Annotated in this window: 17 protein-coding genes, 1 tRNA gene and 1 pseudogene; 10 read left to right on the top strand and 9 right to left on the bottom strand. The window is 60.1% G+C overall.

All coding sequences use genetic code 11. From position 1 onward, the window contains the following. Window positions 1-4: 4 nt before the first annotated feature. Window positions 5-658, bottom strand: coding sequence for a 50S ribosomal protein L3 (gene rplC / locus Mal15_RS06380; protein WP_233903311.1), 654 nt, complete (start codon window positions 656-658; stop codon window positions 5-7). Between the two features lie 266 nt (window positions 659-924). Further along, window positions 925-1251 carry a 30S ribosomal protein S10 gene (gene rpsJ / locus Mal15_RS06375; RefSeq protein ID WP_147871869.1) on the bottom strand — a complete coding sequence of 109 codons (327 nt, stop codon included), beginning with the start codon at window positions 1249-1251 and terminating at the stop codon, window positions 925-927. 375 nt (window positions 1252-1626) lie between these two features. On the opposite strand from rpsJ, the gene Mal15_RS06370 reads away from it, so the two are divergent. Beyond that, window positions 1627-1815 carry a hypothetical protein gene (locus Mal15_RS06370; RefSeq protein WP_147866997.1) on the top strand — a complete coding sequence of 63 codons (189 nt, stop codon included), beginning with the start codon at window positions 1627-1629 and terminating at the stop codon, window positions 1813-1815. Between the two features lie 783 nt (window positions 1816-2598). Here Mal15_RS06370 and Mal15_RS06360 read toward each other — a convergent pair. After that, window positions 2599-2671, bottom strand: a tRNA-Gly gene (locus Mal15_RS06360). A gap of 272 nt (window positions 2672-2943) precedes the next feature. On the opposite strand from Mal15_RS06360, the gene tig reads away from it, so the two are divergent. From tig to Mal15_RS06340, 4 genes are all read left to right on the top strand, one after another. Beyond that, window positions 2944-4440: a trigger factor gene (gene tig, locus Mal15_RS06355; protein WP_147866995.1), complete on the top strand. Its 1497-nt coding sequence runs from the start codon at window positions 2944-2946 to the stop codon at window positions 4438-4440. 52 nt (window positions 4441-4492) lie between these two features. Then, window positions 4493-6298 carry a SpoIIE family protein phosphatase gene (locus tag Mal15_RS06350; RefSeq protein ID WP_147866994.1) on the top strand — a complete coding sequence of 602 codons (1806 nt, stop codon included), beginning with the start codon at window positions 4493-4495 and terminating at the stop codon, window positions 6296-6298. Continuing rightward, complete coding sequence (locus tag Mal15_RS06345; protein ID WP_147866993.1) at window positions 6295-6564, top strand: acylphosphatase; 270 nt, start codon at window positions 6295-6297, stop codon at window positions 6562-6564. Before Mal15_RS06350 ends, Mal15_RS06345 begins: the two co-directional genes overlap by 4 nt. A 110-nt stretch (window positions 6565-6674) precedes the next feature. After that, window positions 6675-7583 carry a thiamine-phosphate kinase gene (locus Mal15_RS06340; protein ID WP_147871868.1) on the top strand — a complete coding sequence of 303 codons (909 nt, stop codon included), beginning with the start codon at window positions 6675-6677 and terminating at the stop codon, window positions 7581-7583. A gap of 225 nt (window positions 7584-7808) precedes the next feature. Here Mal15_RS06340 and Mal15_RS06335 read toward each other — a convergent pair whose 3' ends face one another. The 5 genes and pseudogenes from Mal15_RS06335 to Mal15_RS06310 all read right to left on the bottom strand — a co-directional run bounded on the left by Mal15_RS06335 (window position 7809) and on the right by Mal15_RS06310 (window position 12451). Then, window positions 7809-8942, bottom strand: a complete 1134-nt coding sequence (locus Mal15_RS06335; RefSeq protein WP_147866992.1) for a hypothetical protein — start codon at window positions 8940-8942, stop codon at window positions 7809-7811. A 300-nt stretch (window positions 8943-9242) separates the two neighbouring features. After that, on the bottom strand, window positions 9243-9644 hold the full coding sequence (locus Mal15_RS06330) for a DUF3750 domain-containing protein (RefSeq protein WP_199773810.1): 402 nt from the start codon (window positions 9642-9644) through the stop codon (window positions 9243-9245). Window positions 9645-9660: 16 nt separating this feature from the next. Continuing rightward, the gene (locus Mal15_RS06325; RefSeq protein ID WP_147866990.1) at window positions 9661-10686 is read right to left on the bottom strand and encodes a DNA polymerase III subunit; all 1026 of its coding nucleotides are present in this window, start codon (window positions 10684-10686) and stop codon (window positions 9661-9663) included. A gap of 188 nt (window positions 10687-10874) precedes the next feature. Next, window positions 10875-11306: pseudogene (gene rpiB, locus Mal15_RS06315) on the bottom strand (ribose 5-phosphate isomerase B); the annotation flags it as partial. Beyond that, complete coding sequence (locus tag Mal15_RS06310; protein WP_147866989.1) at window positions 11306-12451, bottom strand: L-threonylcarbamoyladenylate synthase; 1146 nt, start codon at window positions 12449-12451, stop codon at window positions 11306-11308. The gene Mal15_RS06310 and the pseudogene rpiB, both read right to left, overlap by 1 nt. On the opposite strand from Mal15_RS06310, the gene Mal15_RS34880 reads away from it, so the two are divergent. Both Mal15_RS34880 and Mal15_RS06305 read left to right on the top strand, forming a co-directional pair. Next, window positions 12450-12581: a hypothetical protein gene (locus Mal15_RS34880; protein WP_261344590.1), complete on the top strand. Its 132-nt coding sequence runs from the start codon at window positions 12450-12452 to the stop codon at window positions 12579-12581. The two genes, Mal15_RS06310 and Mal15_RS34880, sit on opposite strands and share 2 nt — an antisense overlap. A gap of 103 nt (window positions 12582-12684) precedes the next feature. Continuing rightward, window positions 12685-13698, top strand: coding sequence for an NHL repeat-containing protein (locus Mal15_RS06305; RefSeq protein ID WP_233903310.1), 1014 nt, complete (start codon window positions 12685-12687; stop codon window positions 13696-13698). Here the strand turns inward: Mal15_RS06305 and mdh are convergent. Further along, entirely contained in the window at window positions 13695-14642 is a 948-nt protein-coding gene (gene mdh, locus Mal15_RS06300; RefSeq protein WP_147866988.1) for a malate dehydrogenase, read from the bottom strand. The two genes, Mal15_RS06305 and mdh, sit on opposite strands and share 4 nt — an antisense overlap. A 384-nt stretch (window positions 14643-15026) precedes the next feature. Here mdh and Mal15_RS06295 point away from each other — a divergent pair, with 384 nt between their 5' ends. The 3 genes from Mal15_RS06295 to Mal15_RS06285 all read left to right on the top strand — a co-directional run bounded on the left by Mal15_RS06295 (window position 15027) and on the right by Mal15_RS06285 (window position 18158). Then, a complete protein-coding gene (locus Mal15_RS06295; RefSeq protein ID WP_147866987.1) occupies window positions 15027-16334 on the top strand; it encodes a hypothetical protein in 1308 nt (435 codons plus the stop codon). A gap of 93 nt (window positions 16335-16427) precedes the next feature. Continuing rightward, the gene (locus Mal15_RS06290) at window positions 16428-17012 is read left to right on the top strand and encodes an RNA polymerase sigma factor (RefSeq protein ID WP_147866986.1); all 585 of its coding nucleotides are present in this window, start codon (window positions 16428-16430) and stop codon (window positions 17010-17012) included. A gap of 15 nt (window positions 17013-17027) precedes the next feature. After that, window positions 17028-18158: a serine/threonine protein kinase gene (locus Mal15_RS06285; RefSeq protein WP_167546659.1), complete on the top strand. Its 1131-nt coding sequence runs from the start codon at window positions 17028-17030 to the stop codon at window positions 18156-18158. Window positions 18159-18211: the final 53 nt, after the last annotated feature.

Below are 18211 nucleotides of genomic sequence, written 5' to 3'. Positions count from 1 at the left end.
GGGACTAGCCCACCTTGTTCGTTTGACGGATCGAAACCAGGCCACCATTGGGACCGGGGACAGAACCGCGGACCAGCAGCAAGTTGTCTTCCGGCATCACGCGAACCAACTCCAGGTTTCGCGTCGTCACCTTGACATTGCCGTACTGACCTGCCATGCGAATACCCTTGAACAGGCGACTCGGCGAAGCACTGCAACCGGTACCACCCGCATGACGGTGAACCTTCTTGACGCCGTGAGTCGCACGCTGCCCGGCGAAGTTATGCCGCTTCATCACACCAGCAAAGCCGCGGCCCTTACTGGTGCCGGTCACGTCGACTCGCTTGACACCATCAAAGGCTTCGACAGTAACCTTGCCGCCGACCGGCAAATCCGTTTCGCCGCGGAACTCGCGAATAAACCGCTGCGGCTCGCAACCGGCTTTCTCAACAAGCTCAACGCCGGCGTCGGCGCGCTTCTTAGACCGCTTACTATCAAGCTTCGCCACATGGCCACGCTCTGCACGACCCGCAAGGCGACGAGGCTTGTCTTCAAAACCCAACTGGACAGCACTGTAGCCGTCACGGTCAACAGAGCGGATCTGGAGCACACTACACGGGCCGGCCTGAATCACGGTCACGGGAACGACAGTGCCGTCCTCTTCGTAGACCTGAGTCATTCCGATCTTGCGACCAAGTATTGATGGTGACATAGCTCTAGCACCACGGCTTTCGCCGCAGCCATTTATCGCTCGTATCTGGGTTTTGAACTTCTCGCCCCGAACCGGAAGCTTGTCGCCACCTAAAAAGGAGACCGCCAGCTAGGGTTATCGGGAGCGATATCCGTTCATACGGAATACCGGACCTGAAAACTGTTGGGGCATCGACCCACACTGCTCCGCACAGCGAGGCCAAGACGAAAGGTCGCGACAAGCGACGCTTCGCACTATCGGGCCGAAGCTTTGATTTTGATATCCACCCCTGCAGGCAGACTCAGTTTGTTCAGTGCTTCAATCGTCTTCGCGGTCGCTTGGACGATGTCGATCAACCGCTTGTGCGTTCGGATCTCGTACTGCTGACGAGCCTTCTTATTCACAAACGGGCTTGAAAGCACGGTGTACCGCTCGACACGCGTCGGCAACGGGATCGGCCCGTGCACCTCGCTGTGCGTCCGCTTAACCGTGTCCACAATTTCCTGGGCACTCTGATCGAGCACGGAGTGATCGTATGCTTCCATACGAATCCGAATGACTTCGTTGGCTCCGGCTGACACAGTACGTTTCCAGTAAAAAAGAGTGGCGAAACAAGGAACGGGGGCACCCGGCCGCGTGGCCGAGCAAACTCGCGAGACATTTGTCTCACGGGAGGGCGAGAATTTAGGGGCGGCCCTAGTGAGCGTCAACGGCTCTTCGCAAAAACTATCGAAAAGTTTCTCGAAATTGGGTGCGGAGGGATTCTGCGGGGTTTTTCTGGGGATCGGCGTGGCGGAAAACCAAGGGGTCGGGCGATTTGTCCAATCGACATGCATCTTGCGGGCCGGTATCAGATTGGCATGGGTCGCCCCCGCCGCACCAGGCGAGCGCGTTTTTGCCGGAGCGACCGGCCGGGATGCCGGCATTTCAGACAACCTCGATGGAGTAGATGTATCGTGAATCAGCTTGGCGGGCTCTGGCGTGACACCTGGTGGGTGTGGATCGGCTTCGTGGTGCTCACAATCGTCCTGGCGGTCACCGTCGGGCGATTCTTTTACCTGCTAATCCCCTGTTTGCCGGTGCCGTTCGCGTATTTTGCCTTCAATCGTTACGACGAGCAGGGCAACGAGAAAGCGGATCTGTAGGGATCGCTGCCGGGAAGTGGTTCATTGCCGATCGGCCGTTTGGATAAATTGCAAATTGCAAAATGAACATTGCAAATTGGCAATTGGCTTCCGTCGCAACCGGCCGGTGGCGAAACACGAGTGATACCAGCCGATCCCCGCGAGCGTTCGGGCCCCAGCGTGGACCGGAGCCCCATAGGCTGGCGCCCAATGCCATCCACCCTATGAGCCGCCGGCGCTAGCCGCGGGCCTTGGGGTGCCATTCGAAACTTGCAAGGCCCGCGGCTAGCGCCGGCGACTCCGTTTGCGATCGAAAGCAAGGCCCGAGGCTAGCGCCTACGGCTCAGCTTGCGATCGAAAGTGGCGTTGCACGGGCGAATCGCGAGCCTTGACGCCGAGGCTTCAAGGTGCGCTGCATCGTGCTCCCTGTGTGCACAGAGCTCCCTGTGCGTGCGGGAGGCCACCCTTCCTGCTAGGGAGGGGCTGTCTTAACTTATTGCCTAAGGGGCGATGGGCGCTTGGGCTTCTCTAGCGGCGGCGATTCTCGGCCGCGAGGGCGGTTTCCGCTTCGGCTCTCTCGGAATTCGCAATTTGCAATGTTCATTTTGCAATTTGCAATCCTCCTCCTTTGTCCGGAGGCAGCTGAAGAGTGGCGGCCGGAAAAACGGTCGGCCGCGGCCCGCGGAGCCTTTTACCCGAGGCCTTCCTGCCGCCGGAGCACGGGCACGGGCACGGGCACGGGCACGGGCACGGGCACGAAAAAAGGCACCCGCGGCTTGGCCGGGGTGCCTTTTTGCTATCGAGAGCGGCTGATGGGATTCGAACCCACGACAATCACGTTGGCAACGTGATGCTCTGCCAACTGAGCTACAGCCGCATCGCTTTCGAATGAGGGGGAGATTATCAACAGATTCTGAGAATCGGCAAGCCCTGCAGAGAACTTGAGACCGATTGTTTTTGGAAATCGCCTCGAATCTGCTTCAAACGCCCAAAGCGGCGTAAAATCGCTGCGGCGACTTGCCGATTTTGACTCGACCGCGATAGATTACGGGCTTCTCCAGCAAACAAAGCATTTCGCTGCAGCGAAAAATCGCATCGCAGTCGACATAAAATTTTTCCACCCCGTCCCCGTGCAAGGTGCGTTACAGGATGTCCACGTCCATTGATTCTCCCGCAAACGCCGATGAAGCGACCCCACTCCAGCTGGACGTCCAGGTCAGCTCTCCCCAGGCGTGTGTTCGCGACGTTGTCGTGACCGTCCCCGAATCCGAAGTCAAGCGTTATTTGAAGGAAGCGTACGACGAACTGGTCCCCGAAGCCCAGGTTCCCGGCTTCCGAAGCGGCCGCGCCCCGCGGCGTTTGGTTGAAAAGCAGTTCAAAGATCGCGTCGTCGAGCAGGTTAAGGGCAAGCTGTTGATGGACGCCCTGTCCCAAGTCACCGAAAGCCAAGACTTTTCGGCGATCAGCGAGCCCGACTTTGATTACAACTCGATTCCCGATCCCGGCGAAGGCGCGTTCTCGTTCCAGTTCTCGATCGAAGTTCGCCCCGAGTTTGAAACGCCCGACTGGAAGGGACTGGAACTGACCAAACCGGTCGAAACCATCGACGACGAAGCGGTCACCACCGCACTGCAGCGCGTCTTGAAGGACCGCGCCGATTTCGAGGCGACCGACGAGCCGGCCGAACTGGGCGACAAGTTGGTCGTGACGATTCGGTTTAAGGAAGGCGACGAGGTGCTTTCGACCCTGGAAGAGGAAAACATCACGCTCGCTGCGGCACTTTCGCTCAGCGACGGCGTGTGCGAATCCTTCGGCGCCGATGTCGCCGGCAAGAAGGAAGGCGACACGGTCACCACGCCGGTCAAACTCGGTGAAGGTGCCGGCGAAACCGAACGCACGATCACCGCTGAAGTCGAAATCGTCGAAGTTCAAAAGCTGGAAGAGGTCGAACTGACCAGCAACCTGCTGGAAGAACTCGGCGATTTCGAATCCGAAGAGGAACTCCGCGAATTCATCAAGGATTCGCTGGTTCGCCAAGCCGAATACCGCACGCAGCAAGCCGTCCGCCAAAAGGTGACCAACTTGCTGGCCGAGTCGGTCACGTTCGAATTGCCCGAAGACCTGGTCCGTCGTCAAACCAACCGCGAACTGCAACGGCGTGTTCTGGAAATGCGACGCAACGGATTCGACGACACGACGATCCGCGGGATCGTCAACGCACTGCAGCAAAACGCGCGGGCGTCGACCGAAGCGGCCTTGCGCGAGCACTTTGTGCTGGAGCAGATCGCCGAAGAAGAATCGCTGGACGCCGAACCGCAGGAATTCGAAAACGAAATCATGCTGATCGCCCAACAATCCGGTCAAAGCCTGCGACGGACCCGTGCCCGGTTGGAAAAGACCGGTCAAATGGATGCCTTGCGCAACCAGATCGTCGAGCGCAAGGTGATCGAGTTGGTCGTCGAGAACGCCAAGGTCACCGAAGAAGAGGTCTCCGCCGACGCCGACGATCCGACCAGCCAGTCGTACCCGGTATCGCACAGCATCCTGGCGACGAAGGCCGACTCGGAGATCCCGGAAGCGAAGTACGAGGACAACAGTGTTCCTGAGTCGCCGCTGCCGGGGGCATCCGACCAAGAGAAGGACTGATTTCCGGCCGGAGTGTGCGAGCAACGACAACCGATGGGAGTCGAACGGATCGATGGCGTTTTTGTCAACAAGTGTCGGTAGCAGCGCGCTCGGTTCAGGCGTGGACTCCGCCGCTGGCTCAGTCAGCGGCGGGCCGGAACGCTTTGAACTGGTTGACGAAGAGACTTCGATTGGCCGCCACCCCGATTGCAACATCGTTGTCGATGCCGGCGCGGTCAGCCGTTACCACGCCAAAGTCGTTCGCCAGAAAGACCAGTTCACCGTGTTCGATCTGGGCAGCCGAAACGGCACCTTCCTGAACGGCCAACTGCTCTCCGGCGGCCAGATCCTTCGCGAGGGAGACCGCATCCGGATCAGCGACATCGAGCTGATTTTTCACAGCGACAGTGTTCCCGAATTTGCCTCCGGCGGATCCGCGGAAATGACCTTCAGCGGTTCCAGTTTCGGGATCGTGATGGTCGATGACGACTCGGACAGCTCGCGTGTGGTCGCCCCGCAGGTGGAGTTTGAAAAGTCCGGCGACGGCCTGAAAATGCGGGCCACGCCCGAGGCGAAACTCGAAGCCCTGCTGAAGATCAACCGCAACCTCAGCAACACGTTGTCGCTCGATAGCGTGCTGCCGGGCATCCTGGACAGCCTGTTTTCAATCTTCCCTTCGGCCGATCGCGGGTTCATCGTGATGGAGACCGAAGACGGCGGGCTTCAAACCCGTTGGATCAAGACGCGCCAGGCACGCGACGAAACCGAAACCGTGCGGATCAGCCGAACGATCATTCGCCGCGTGATCTCCAGCGGCGAGGCGCTGCTGTCCTTCGATGCGATGCAGGACAGTCGATTCAACAGCAGCGAATCGATCGCCGATTTTTCGATCAAGAGCATGATCTGCGCTCCCCTGGGCGATGCCCAAGGCAACCGGTTCGGCGCCATCCAAATCGATTCGACGCAAGGCCGCGGCCAATTCGTCGAAGAGGACATCGATCTGTTGGCCGGAGTGGCCGCTCAGGCCGGAATCCTGATCACCAACGCCCAAATGCACGAACAGGCGCTGCATCAACGCGAGGTCGAACAGGACCTGAAGCTCGCCACCGACGTCCAGAAGGCGTTCCTGCCCCAGCAACAGCCCGACGCCGACGGTTACGCCGTCGAAAGCTATTACCAGGCGGCCAACCATATCGGCGGCGATTATTTCGATTACATCCAGCTGGCCGACGGAAAGATCGGGATTGTCGTGGCCGACGTCGTCGGCCACGGCGTTGCGGCGGCCATGTTCATGGCCAAGCTGTCCGCCGAGACCCGGTTCTGCCTGGCCGGCGAACCCGACGCCGCGCGGGCAATCGAAAAGCTGAACGACCGGATGAGCGAATTGGGCGTCGATCGATTCGTGACGTTCTTGTTGATCGTCGTCGATCCGGCCAGCAGCCAGGCCACGATCGTCAACGCCGGCCACATGCCTCCGATTTGGCGGCACGCCGGAAGCGGCGAAATCACCGAGCCCGGCGGGGAGGAATCCGGGCTGCCGATCGCGATCGATTCCGGAATGGAGTACGAAGCGGTCAATATCCAAGTCGAACCCGGCGACGTCCTGTTGCTGTACACCGACGGCGTCAACGAGGCGATGGACGCCAAGGACAACGAGTTCGGGATCGAAGCGATCCGTCAGTTGGCCGCGAAGGAACGCGATGCGGGAGCCATCAAAGACCAGATCGTCGATGCGGTGCTCAAGCACGTCGGCGACGCACCACCGTTTGACGACATGTGTCTGGTCGTCATCCAACGGCTCCCGCCCCCCGAGGCTGCCGCAGGGCCCACACCGATCGACACGGTCGGCAACGACGACATCGATACGGCGCTGCGATGAACGTTCGATTGATCGCTCGCTATCGGGGACGCGTTCAAGGGGTCGGCTTTCGCGCGACCGTGTTGTTTCATTCACGGGGATTGGACATCCACGGTTTTGTCCGTAACGAGCCCGACGGAAGCGTGCTGGTCGACGCCGACGGTCCGAAAGGGCAATTGAAGGAGCTGGTCGATCGCGTCGCAGCTCGCCCGGCCGGCTCGATCGACGATTGTGATGTCACCTGGACAGAATCGCTGAAACGGGAAAGTGGTTTCTCCATCGGATAGGCGCCCGCGGTGCAAACGGGTGGGCCTGGCTTCCAGCCTGTCGATCGCCGCATCACCAATCCCGAAACGGCGTGTTGATTTAATCGGTTTCTATGAAAGAACAGGACACCATGGAACAATCCTTTCTCGCCTATCTGAAAGGCCGCACGCGGTCGCTGCCCCAGGTCGATGTCGGAATCGGAGACGATGCCGCTGTCATCCGATCGCCCGCATCCCCGCTGGTCGCCTGCACCGACCAGATCATCGACGGCGTCGACTTCGCCTTCGACGAACACGATTTGTCCGATGTCGGTTACAAGGCGATGGCGATCAACCTGAGCGACATGGCGGCGATGGGAGCGGTCGCGACCAGCGCCCTGGTCACGTTGACGCTGCCCAAACAAAACGCGACGAAGGTTGCCGGTGAGGTCTACGAGGGGATCATCGAAGCGGCCAAGCAATACGATGTCGCCATCGCGGGCGGCGACCTGTCGACCTATGACGGTCCGCTGGCGATCAGCATCACATTGCTCGGTCACGTGGCCGGCGGTGATCCCTGGTTGCGAAGCGGCGCGGTCGAAGGCGACGTCGTGCTGGCCAGTGGCAGCTTTGGAGGAAGCATCGTCGGCCGGCACCTGAGACCGACGCCGCGTCTGGAACTCGCCGCCGCCATCCGCAAGCTGGCCACCGTGCATGCGGCGATCGATGTCAGCGACGGCCTGTCCCTGGATCTGGACCGGATGTGCGCCAGCAGCGGCTACGGTGTCGAATTGGACGTCGACGCGATTCCGATCCACCCCGACGCGATCAAGTTGTCCGCCAAGACCGGCCGCGAACCCTTCCAGCACGCCTGGAGCGACGGCGAAGACTTTGAACTGCTGCTGACCGTCTCACCGGATGACGCCGAGCGATTGGTGACCGCAGATCTACCCGCGCCGTTGACCGCGATCGGAAAAATCGTCGGACGCACCGGGCTGTGGAGAATCCACGAAGGCAAGTATTTGAGACTCTCGCCGCAGGGCTACCTGCATGTGGAATGATGCTGCGGCAGAGCGGTGCAGATTGTTGATCAAAAATGGATTGGTTTTGCCCGCCGACTGACCGGCCTGCCGACATAGTCAGCCGTTTGGCGCCAGCCTACGGGATCAGGGCGTTTTTTCGGAGCATGAGGCCCGTACGCTCGCGCGTGACGGCTGGTCCCACGTGCAATCGGATGAAGTCAATCGGCGTGACACCGCCGGCTGCCCCGCCCACCCGTCGCCCCCCTACGCCGGCTCAATCCCCGATTGCCAGAAGTAATTCGTGTGGACGCCTCCAACAGACAAAACACAGGAATCGGCGATCGGCAAATTTGAAAACGTCCCTGCTTGTCGAAGTTCGACCAACGTCTCGCGAAGCATCTCTCCGACGTATTGATCGTATGCTTCGCCATCGGAATCGGGTTCAATGACGACCTTGCTTCCGTCCTGCAAGGTGATCTTCAACGGCAGGTTCTCACAAGCAAATCGCTCCGTGCCTTCGAACCAGTGATAAAGTTCAAGACGGTCCCCCGTGTCCTCAACAAACTCATGCGCTTCGGCAGCATCGGGGCGCGTATCAAAAACCAGGTCAACGAAGCCTTCGTATTCGAGGTCAAATTCGAGTGCGATCCTTCCGATCGGGTCGCCGGGATCACCCAACGCGGGCGATGGTGATTTGGAATAGCTCTTCACTCGCTTGGTGATGTACTTGCGAATCTTGCGTTGATCCGTCTTCAGATTCAGCCGAGACGTCTTGGGTCGACTGAAGTCTCTCAGGACTTGATCCAGGCAATCCTCGACACCTTGCTTTCGATAATAGTTGTATCGTTGGTGTGCCTCGTACTTTTTCGAGTCATTCCATGAATCGAAGGCCTTCTGGAATTTCGGAAGCCGTTTTCCGGCTGCCTTGTTGAAAGCGGTTTCGAAGTCATTCGGCGGTTGGTTTGTACGCAACATTACACAGAGCCGGGAGGCTTTTGCCTGCTTACAGACGTCGACAAGGCGTCGCAGTGCGTGAAGCGCCGAATCATGATCCGGCGGCGTCGCGTCGTCGAGTTCGACCCAACGGGGAGCGATTGATCCGACATCCTGATTCATCAATGCTGCGATTTCGTCGCGTACTGAATCCGGGATCGCGGCAAGCGTTCGTGTCGCGATCACTTCGTGAGAGGCAAAGCGGGCGTAGACTTCACGTCGGATTTTCCTCCATTCCGAACGATCGTCGATGACGTTTCGATGAATCGCAACGACAGCGACGATGTCGTCGATGCTGACGTTTCCTTTTGGCGTGACATCCAACTCCATCGCATTGCGAACGTCAGCAAGGATCGCGTCAAAGGAGTCCAGACTCGCGACAATGATATCTGATGTCGTGTTCATACCAACGATCCAGCTGTCGTGATTGCTTGCCACTGTCGGGACATCAGGTGCCTGATGGCGTCTGAGATTACGCCGTGCAAATCAGAAGCTCCGAATGCTGAAAGGAATGATACCGGCGCTCGCGCCATTTTCTGCGCACCCCATTTTCTGCGCACCCCATTTTCTGCGCACCCCATTTTCTGCGCACCCCATTTTCTGCGCACCCCATTTTCTGCGCACCCCATTTTCTGCGCACCCCATTTTCTGCGCACCCCATTTTTTGACCACCCCATTTTTTGACCAATCGCGTTCCTCCCCGCTTCAGCCCCGCGCCCGACGCGCATAGCCGGCCCCGACGCTTCGCCAAGACAACCGATAACGATCTTCCAGGCACCACTGGACGAAGGTGTTGCTGTTGGGGCCGGGGACGTAACGGTAAAGCCCGCACCAGGGATACGAGTTCGGTGCGTCTTCGATGCGTTGAGCCAGTTGATCGGCCGGTTCTCCGTGCCACTGGTGCAGCCAATACGCGGGGTGGTTGCGAATGCCGGCCGTCGGGGCCATCAGATTTCGATGCACATGCCCCCAACTGTCCCCGCCGAAGTCCGCGTCCTGCCAGACCTCCCAGCGGTCGACTTGTTCGCCACGACGGACCAGCAGCCAACAGTGTTCGGCAAAGCGAAAGGGGCCGGGCAATCGAGCCGCCCAAAGTTCCACGGTCACCGAAAGCGATGCTGTTTTAGGAGCCGATCTCACCCCGGTCACCCGTTTGGCCGGCGGCGATGTCGGCGGCGAAGCAATCGATCAAGGTGGAAACGTTGGCCATCCGTTCCAGTTCACGGAGTGCGCGAATGCTGCGGTCCAGTCGCGCCAGGGTGATCGGCCGGGCCGAGGCGGCGAAGGCTTCGTCACGCATCGCTTTGCGGAAGTGCCCGACGGCCATGGAAAAGACATCGCGCAGCACGGCACGTTTTTTCGGCGCGTCCTTGCCGGCTTCGTCCACCCGCGTCGTGACGATCCGGCGAATCGCGATCGGGTCGGGGAAGGGCCCCGAAAGTGCACCGATGAAGGCATCGCGGAAGCGGCTGGAATCGCCACCGAGCAGACGCAGCGCCGCCGGGATGTCTCCCGCGGAGATATCGACCGCACGTGAGATCTCCGCCGCGTCGGCCTGGACCTGATGAACCTGGCTGATCAACCGCACGGCGTCTTCATCGCCCAACGGTGCGAACCGGATCACCTGGCACCGCGAACGGATGGTGGGCAACTGTTTTTGCTCGCTGGTCCCGACCAACATGATGACGGCATCCGAGGGCGGTTCCTCGAGCGTCTTGAGCAGGCAGTTAGCACCTTCTTCGTTCAGAAAATCGGCGTCCTCGAGAATCGCAACCTTGCGGCGTCCGCAGTAGGGGCTCAAGCGGATATCGCGGCAGAACCCTTCTTGCATCCGCACTTCGGGGCGACCGATCAACAAGTCGACGGGAATCACCGTCTTGTCGTGCGGTTTGCGAACACGAATCAGATCGGGGTGTGTTTCGGCGTTGACCTGCACACAGGCTTCGCAGGCTCCACAGGGCTGCATCGACTCGGGCGGATTGCGGTTGCACAGCAGCGTCCGGGCCAGCAGCGTGGCGACGCTGCGTTTGCCGATGCCGGGGGGGCCGACCAACAGAAAGCTGCCGCCGAAGCGTTGTTGCCGGATCGAATTGCCGAACCAGGATTCCAGGTGACGGTTCCCGATCAAATCGTTCCAGGACGCGATCATGTGGCCGATGAATCCGCCGCGGCGGGCTGACCGTTGGCGCTGGCTTGACCGTTGGCGCTGGCTTGGCCGTTGGCGCTGGCTTGGCCGTTGGCTTGGCCGTTGGCTTGGCCGTTGGCGCTGGCTTGACCGTTGGCGCTGGCTTGGCCGTGATCGCTGGGCCGGCAACTGCGTTCGTTCACATTTTCCTTTTCGATCTTATTGATCTTGGCGATGCGTTCGGCGTGGCGTCCGCCGTCGAAATCGGTTTGCAACCAGCGGAGCACCAGATCATCGATGGATCGTTCGCCGATCAAGTCGCCGGGCAGACACAGCACGTTGACGTCGTTGTGTCGCCGGCTCATTTCGACCATGACTTCGTCGTAGCAGGGTGCGGCACGGACTCCGGGGAACTTGTTGGCGGTGATGGCCATCCCGATGCCGGTGCCACAGATCAAAATACCGCGATCGGCCTGGCCGTCGCTGACGCGTTTGGCGACCACTTCGGCAAAATCGGGATAGTCGACCGAGGAGTCGCCGTAGGTGCCTTCGTCGAGCACCTCGAACGCGTTGGCGGTCAGGGATTGAATCAGGCGGGCCTTGATCTGCACGCCGCGGTGATCGCTTCCGAGTGAAATTCGCATTACACAGACTCCTCCTTGTCTCCGTCGGAGACTTCAGGAAAAAAGTCGTCGCTTAGACGTTCAAACCATTTTTCCAGCTCGCCTTCCATTTGGTCGGCGCACTGCCGGTAGGCATCGACGGGCATCCCGATCGGGTCGGAGATGTCGCCGCCGTCATGCCGCAAGGTGAACACACGATCGTGCATGTCCGGCCAAGCGGCCAGGATGGTGGCACGGTGGGAACGTGTCATGGTCAGCACGAGATCGGCAACGTTCATGATGTCTTCATTCAACGGTTGGCTGGCATGTCCGGTTAAGTCCAGTTTACGCTCTCCCATCACCTCGATCGATTGCGGGCTCGCGCTTCCTCCGGTCGACGCGGCGACCCCTGCCGATAAAACCCGGACCGCGTCTTCCCGGCCCATCTTTTTTCGCAGTAATTCTCGCATCAGGGTTTCCGCCATCGGGCTGCGACAGGTGTTGCCGGTGCATACCATTACGATAACGGGTTTGACGAATTGGTTCATGGCGGCTCGTTCGATCACTCCTTCACGCAACAGTTCCCAGCGGTTCCCGATCACGCGGGCCACCGTCGACGCCCCACCATAACGAGTTGGGCCGTCGTCGAGCAGCAGTGGTAGCGTCCCGGAGAGTTGTTCCAGCACGCCTTCGGCGGTCGTTTCGGCCGGTTTTCCGCTTAAATTGGCACTCGTCAGGACCAGCGGGGCAGCCATAAATCGGTGGATCGCTTCCAAGATGCGGTGGTCCACCACGCGGAACCCGATTCCCCCGCCCGGGCCGGTGATGCGGCTGCGGACCGACGCGGGCAACTGATGAACGGCCGAATGATCGTTTTGGCACGGGGTGACCAGCGTCAACGGCCCCGGCCAGCAGCGGTGGCTCAACCGCCGAGCGACCGGAGACGCCTCGCAAAAAAAATCTTCGGCCGCCTGCCGGCTCCTCACCGAGATCGCCATCGGTTCTTCGTCGCGGCCTTTGATTTCAACAATTCGCTCCACCGCCTGCACATTCAACGCGTGGGCGGCGATCCCGTACACCGTGTCGGTCGGCAGCGCGACCACCTGGCCTTCGGTCAACGCCTGGACGGTGCGGTGAATGATGTCGCTGGGGTCGTCGGTTTCGCGAAGGTCAAGGACTTTGGTCATGAATACCGACGAATCAGGCTGTCAACTGGTCACACAAAAAAACGCTCGCGGCCGCCGGATCGAATCATCGCTGGGATGGCGGCGAACCTTGGCGGAGCGGTTGTGGACATTGTACGAGCGGCAAAAATAGGTCGACAACCGGACGATTCGGAAAAGCCCTGTAGAATGACGATGCTGCCAGAAAAAACGAGTCGCGGCACCCAAAGCCGATTCCACCGTCGTCAAATAGACACATGAGCCAACCGGACCTGCGACATTCCCCCGCAACGCTGCGCCGTGAAATGCTGCGGCGTGAAATGCTGCGCCGTACCGGACTGATTGCCGCTGCGGCCGTCGGCGCCGCCGCAACCGGATGCGTTCCGGCCAGCGGGCATGGACGAACGGAGTTGGTGTGGGGACGCAGGGGCCAGAGTGCGGGGCGATTTCTAAAACCCCGCGCGATCACCATCGATCGCAACGACCAACTGTACATCGTCGATACAACCGGCCGCATCCAAGTCTTTGACCGCGATGGGAATTGGCTACGGGAGTGGAAAACACCAGAAACGAAGAATGGGCGGCCGACCGGGTTGGCGATTCAGCACCGACGTGCGCCCGAGGACGACTTGTTACTGGTCGCCGACACGCACTACTACCGCATGCTGGTTTACACCCTGGACGGAAGCCGGGTCCAGGAGAAGGAAATCGGGGGCCAGGCGGGCCGCGACCCGGGGCAGTTTGCGTTCGTCACCGATGCCGTTTCCGACCGCGACGGTTGCTACTACATCGGTGAATACGGGGACTCTGATCGGATCCAGAAGTTCGATCCGGACGGCAATTTCATCACCCAGTGGGGCGGCACGGGACGTGAGATAGAAAAATTCGTCCGGCCGCAAAGTCTGGTGATCGCCGGCGACACACTGTGGATCGCCGACGCCTGCAATCATCGCATCCAACGCTACGACATCAGTGGTTCGCAGCCACGCTGGATCGACGCCTGGGGCCGGCAAGGCGAACAGCCGGGACAGTTTCACTACCCCTATGACCTGGCGCTGCTGGGCGACGGAGGGGTGCTGGTTTGCGAATACGGCAACCAGCGGATTCAACGGCTGGCGGCCGACGGCACCCCACAGGCGATCTGGGGGGCGCCGGGATTCGAGATCGGCCAGCTCTACCAGCCCTGGGGGCTGGTCGTCGATTCAAAACAACGAATGCACGTCCTGGACAGCAACAATCACCGCATCCAGCGGACGCGTTTGCCGGTCTAGCCGGCCAGCAATTCGTCCATCGACGCGACCAGGCTCTTGACCGCATCGACGCTCTTTTGGAAGTCGGCCGTTTCGGCATCGGTCAGTTTCAGCTCGATCACCTTTTCGACTCCGCCGCTGCCCATGATCACGGGCACGCCGACGTAGTAGCCGCCGACGCCGTACTCGCTTTCGCACAGGGCGGCGACCGGGATGCAGCGTTTCTTGTCCTTGACGACCGCTTCGACCATTTGGGCACAGGCCGCCGCCGGGGCGTAGTAGGCGCTGCCGGTCTTGAGCAGGGAGACGATTTCCGCGCCGCCCTTGCGGGTCCGCTCGACGATCTCTTCCAGCCGTGCCGGATCGATCAACTGCGTCACGGGGATCCCGCCGACGCTGGTGCAGCTGGGGATCGGCACCATCGTGTCGCCGTGGCCGCCCATCAACAGGGCGCTGATGTCTTCGACGCTGACGCCCAGTTCCATCGCCAGGAACGTGCGGTATCGCGCGGTGTCCAACACGCCGGCTTGCCCGCAGACTTTCGCGCGGTCAAACCCGGTGACCTTCCACATCTGTTGCACCATCGCGTCCAGCGGATTGCTGACGACGATCACGACGGCGTTGGGGCTGGATTTTTTGATCTCTTCGCCGACGCTGGTGATGATCCGTGCGTTGGTGCTGAGCAAGTCATCGCGGCTCATCCCCGGTTTACGCGGGATGCCGGCGGTGACCACGATCACGTCGCTGTCGGCCGCATCGTCATAGCTGGTCGTGCCGACGATTTTGGAGTCAAATCCCATGATCGGCGACGACTGCATCAGGTCGAGTGCTTTCCCGGCCGGCATGTCTTCGGTTTGGGGGATGTCCAGCAAGACGATGTCACCGAGTTCCGCAGCGGCGCACCAATGTGCACAGGTTGCTCCGACGTTACCAGCTCCGATGACGGTGATTTTTGCGCGACGCATGGTTGATTCTTTAAAGGAAAGGAAGGGGGATAGCCTGACAAGCGTCCATCGTCGCCGACCAGCCGCCGCGGTCAAGTAGAGGCAATGTCGCGGCAGGAGCCGTCGCCCAGAATTTCGGTCGATCGACGTGTTCGGTTGCCGCCCCGCCGACCGGAATCAAACGGCCGACGTGAGCCAGTCTGTGATTTTCACAAAAAACGTCCCGCCCGGCGTGATCCGTCACGTCCGGCGCGCCTTTCTATGCAACCCGCCAGTCAAAACGCGGGACAGGCTTCCAGACGTGTCACCGCTGGAATGCTTCCGAACGCCTCCTCGTCTGAACAGACGCCCACGGATTCGTTTCCCCCGATCGCTTCTCTTACCCCAATGAACTCGGAGCCATCCATGCCTGTTCGATGCATCGTGCCCCTCGTGCTGTTCGTCTTCGCCCTCTACACGTCAGCCCCCGCTCAGCAACCCGCACCCGCTCAGGACAAACCGCTGCCGGACGAAATCGACCAACACTTTCAGTATTTGTCCGGAACGTGGGATTACAGCTATCAGGAAAACGGCAAAACCTACCACGGCGTTTGGAGTGTCCGGCGGAGCGGAAACGGTGCGGCACTGCTGAGCCGTTTCCAAGAGGTGGGGCCCGAGGGAAAGGTCTCGGGGAACTATTTGCACGGATGGAATGCCGACTCGAAGCAATTGGTCGACAACTTCGTCAGCGACAAAATCGGGATCGGACAAGCGACCTACACGCTCGTTTCCAAAGACAGGGCCGAAGGACAGGGTGAAAGCACGCTGCCCGATGGAACGCGACGCACGACCAAGCTGCGTTCGGAGTATTCCCCGGACAAGATCGTCTGGACGAATTATCAAACCGTGCTCGCAGGAAAGCCCGAACCGGACCGCGTGTTTACGTTCGTCCGGCGGAAAGCGGATCCTGATCGAGTCACGCCTCAGTCGGCGACCACACGGATCCCCGAAGCGGTGAAAACGCGGATGGCCCGACAAGTCGGGACCTGGACGACACGCGGAGTGCGAAACAACAAAACGTTCGAGGGTCTGTACTTGGCACGCTGGAACGATTCCGAGACCGGCTTGGTGATCACCGGCCGCGAAGGTCACCACGTGCTAAACGGAATGAGCTATTGGGACGACAAGGCCGCCGAAATCATCGAAGTCTGGGCGACGCCCTCGGGTAGTGCCGTGTTGCATTTCAACGAATTCGGAAACGACCGCTGGCGCGGATACGTCGACCTTCGGTACGGTGGTGATCAATCCATCGACGACGTCGGGATCGAACTGGAATTCGAAGATAACCAATTTGACTTTCGCGGCGACGCGGCCGAAGGTAAACCGCCGTTCACGGTCACCAATACGAAGGTCACTCTGAAGCATTCAAAGAAAGCCTTGCAGTCATTCGCAGACCTTCTCGTGGGAGGAAGCTGGGTGAACACCGAACAGGCCCCGGCGGCCAAACACACTTATTCGTGGTTGCCCGGTAAGAAGGTGCTGAAGCTCGAGCGTGACGGTGGAATGTTCCCTGGCATTTCAACCATCGCGGTCCATCATCCCACGCAAAGCGTCCGGTTGATGGAGGTCGACGACGATGGCACCCTTGGCATTGCAACCCTGGACTGCCCAGAACTGGACTCGCAAATGACGCCCGTCCGGCGTGCGCGGACCGCTGAATGCAGGCCGATGTGAGCCGCAAATCGGTTGACCGCCTTTCCGGGCGGGTCCAGCATACATCCAGAGAGTCTCGGTGCATGGCTGAACCATTTTTTGCGGGCACGACTCATGCCGGAAACGACGTCGGTTTTGTTCATTCGTCAGCTGCAGGCGGGCAACGCCGTCGGCCCCTGGCGTCAATTTTGTGAGCTGTACGAGCCGTTTATTCATCGCTGGTTGATCGGACAGCGGCTGTCGGAATCCGATGCCGCGGACATTCGGCAGGAGGTGCTTTGCACGGTTTTATGTCAGATCGCGAGCTTCCAACACAACGGGTCGGTTGGTGCGTTCCGTTGTTGGTTGCGAAGGATCACGATCAATCAATTGCGTCGGTATCGTCGCCGGAAGCGCACCGAACCCGGCGTCGACTTGGACTGGTTGGCAGAGTCGCTTGCAGCGTCGGACCATGAAGTTCACCGGCAATTCGATGTCGAGCACGATCGCTATTTGCTGGCACGGTTATTGGATTCGGTCCGTTCGGATTTCGCCCCGTTGACGATCAATGCCTTTTGTATGACGGCGTTGCAGGAGATGTCACCGGCGGACGTCGCCGATCAGTTGGGGACGACCAAGGCGGCGGTGATCGCGGGGCGATCCCGTGTGCTGTGTCGTTTGCGTGAATCGGCCGAGTCATTTTTTGCCGACGATTCATGAATCGCGTTCGCGGGTGTGTCGAACCGGTTCGCACCTATTCGAGAGGTCGACTTCGGCATCGCCAAGAATCTTGACAACAACGCCCCGGCGATGACCGGTTCGCACGAGATGGTCGGCACGCTTCAGTACATGAGTCCCGAACAATTGAGTGGGAACCCGCAGTGCGACACGCGAAGCGACGTCTATGGTCTGGGGCTGACCTTCTATGAACTGATCGCTTTTCGTTTACCCCTGGAGGCGGCGGAACTGCGCGAGCAGCCCCTGGATGTGGCGATCCGCCGTATTCGAACCGAAGATCCGTTGCTGCCCAGTTTATTGTTGACGCAGTGTGAACTTGGCGAGGGGAACGGCGTGATCACATCGCGAATTCGTCGGCTGCGCGGTGACCTGGATTGGATCGTGATGAAATCCATCGATCGTGATCCGGACCACCGCTACCAATCCGCGGCGATGTTGGCCGAGGACATCCGACGGCACATCGCCGGCGACGTGATCGCCGCGGCGCCACCGTCGCTGAGAATCAAAGCCGGAAAATGGATCCGCAAACATCGCGGCTGGTGCGCCGCCGGCGCCTCATTGGCGTCGCTGGTGGTCATCGTCGGAGGCGTGATCGTCTGGCTCTTGAGTATGACGTTGGCGGCAAACCGGGATCTGGCGCTACGGACGTACATCGGCCAGGTCCAAATCGCCGAGGATCGACTCCGGCGAGGACACACCGCCGAAGCGATCGAGATCCTTCAAAGACTTCGCGACGCCCCATCGCTGTCGCCTTTGCGAGGCCTGGAATGGAAACTGTTGTGGCGGGAAACCCACCCCGACGAGCTGCTGGATCAATTCCCGGCTTTTCACAATGGTGTCGACGATGTCGCGGTCTCCAGCCGATCGCAAGTTGCCGCCTTGTCGCGCAGCGAGCAACGGATCCGGTGCTTTCAGATCGATGCGAACCACCTGCGACCGGACGGACAACTCAGCTCCGACGACTTGCGACTTGCTGCACCCGAGATCGCAGCACACTGGAAACAGCGGGCAACCGGAGCCGATCAGCGGCGTGTCGATTCCATGACCTGGGGACGCAACCCCCAACCCCTGATTTCCTGTCTGGCGTACACTCCCGATGGGACCACGACTCGGGATTGGAGGTGTTGATGCGAGACGGGGTTGGGCAGCATTTCCAACGCGTGGCCACGAACCAACGGAAA

This window comes from Stieleria maiorica (assembly GCF_008035925.1).
In the GTDB taxonomy this organism is placed as follows: Bacteria; Planctomycetota; Planctomycetia; order Pirellulales; family Pirellulaceae; genus Stieleria; species Stieleria maiorica.
The sequence above is the reverse complement of the archived record's forward strand: the minus strand, read 5'-3'. Positions and strand labels throughout refer to the sequence as shown.

Bases quoted from the DNA above. Each gene is read 5' to 3' on its own strand.
- rplC (WP_233903311.1), bottom strand. From the start codon at position 658: ATGACTCAGGTCTACGAAGAGGACGGCACTGTCGTTCCCGTGACCGTG.
- tig (WP_147866995.1), top strand. From the start codon at position 2,944: ATGTCCACGTCCATTGATTCTCCCGCAAACGCCGATGAAGCGACCCCA.
- Mal15_RS06350 (WP_147866994.1), top strand. From the start codon at position 4,493: ATGGCGTTTTTGTCAACAAGTGTCGGTAGCAGCGCGCTCGGTTCAGGC.
- Mal15_RS06345 (WP_147866993.1), top strand. From the start codon at position 6,295: ATGAACGTTCGATTGATCGCTCGCTATCGGGGACGCGTTCAAGGGGTC.
- Mal15_RS06340 (WP_147871868.1), top strand. From the start codon at position 6,675: ATGGAACAATCCTTTCTCGCCTATCTGAAAGGCCGCACGCGGTCGCTG.
- Mal15_RS06335 (WP_147866992.1), bottom strand. From the start codon at position 8,942: ATGAACACGACATCAGATATCATTGTCGCGAGTCTGGACTCCTTTGAC.
- Mal15_RS06325 (WP_147866990.1), bottom strand. From the start codon at position 10,686: ATGATCGCGTCCTGGAACGATTTGATCGGGAACCGTCACCTGGAATCC.
- Mal15_RS34880 (WP_261344590.1), top strand. From the start codon at position 12,450: ATGAATACCGACGAATCAGGCTGTCAACTGGTCACACAAAAAAACGCT.
- Mal15_RS06310 (WP_147866989.1), bottom strand. From the start codon at position 12,451: ATGACCAAAGTCCTTGACCTTCGCGAAACCGACGACCCCAGCGACATC.
- Mal15_RS06305 (WP_233903310.1), top strand. From the start codon at position 12,685: ATGAGCCAACCGGACCTGCGACATTCCCCCGCAACGCTGCGCCGTGAA.
- mdh (WP_147866988.1), bottom strand. From the start codon at position 14,642: ATGCGTCGCGCAAAAATCACCGTCATCGGAGCTGGTAACGTCGGAGCA.
- Mal15_RS06295 (WP_147866987.1), top strand. From the start codon at position 15,027: ATGCCTGTTCGATGCATCGTGCCCCTCGTGCTGTTCGTCTTCGCCCTC.
- Mal15_RS06290 (WP_147866986.1), top strand. From the start codon at position 16,428: ATGCCGGAAACGACGTCGGTTTTGTTCATTCGTCAGCTGCAGGCGGGC.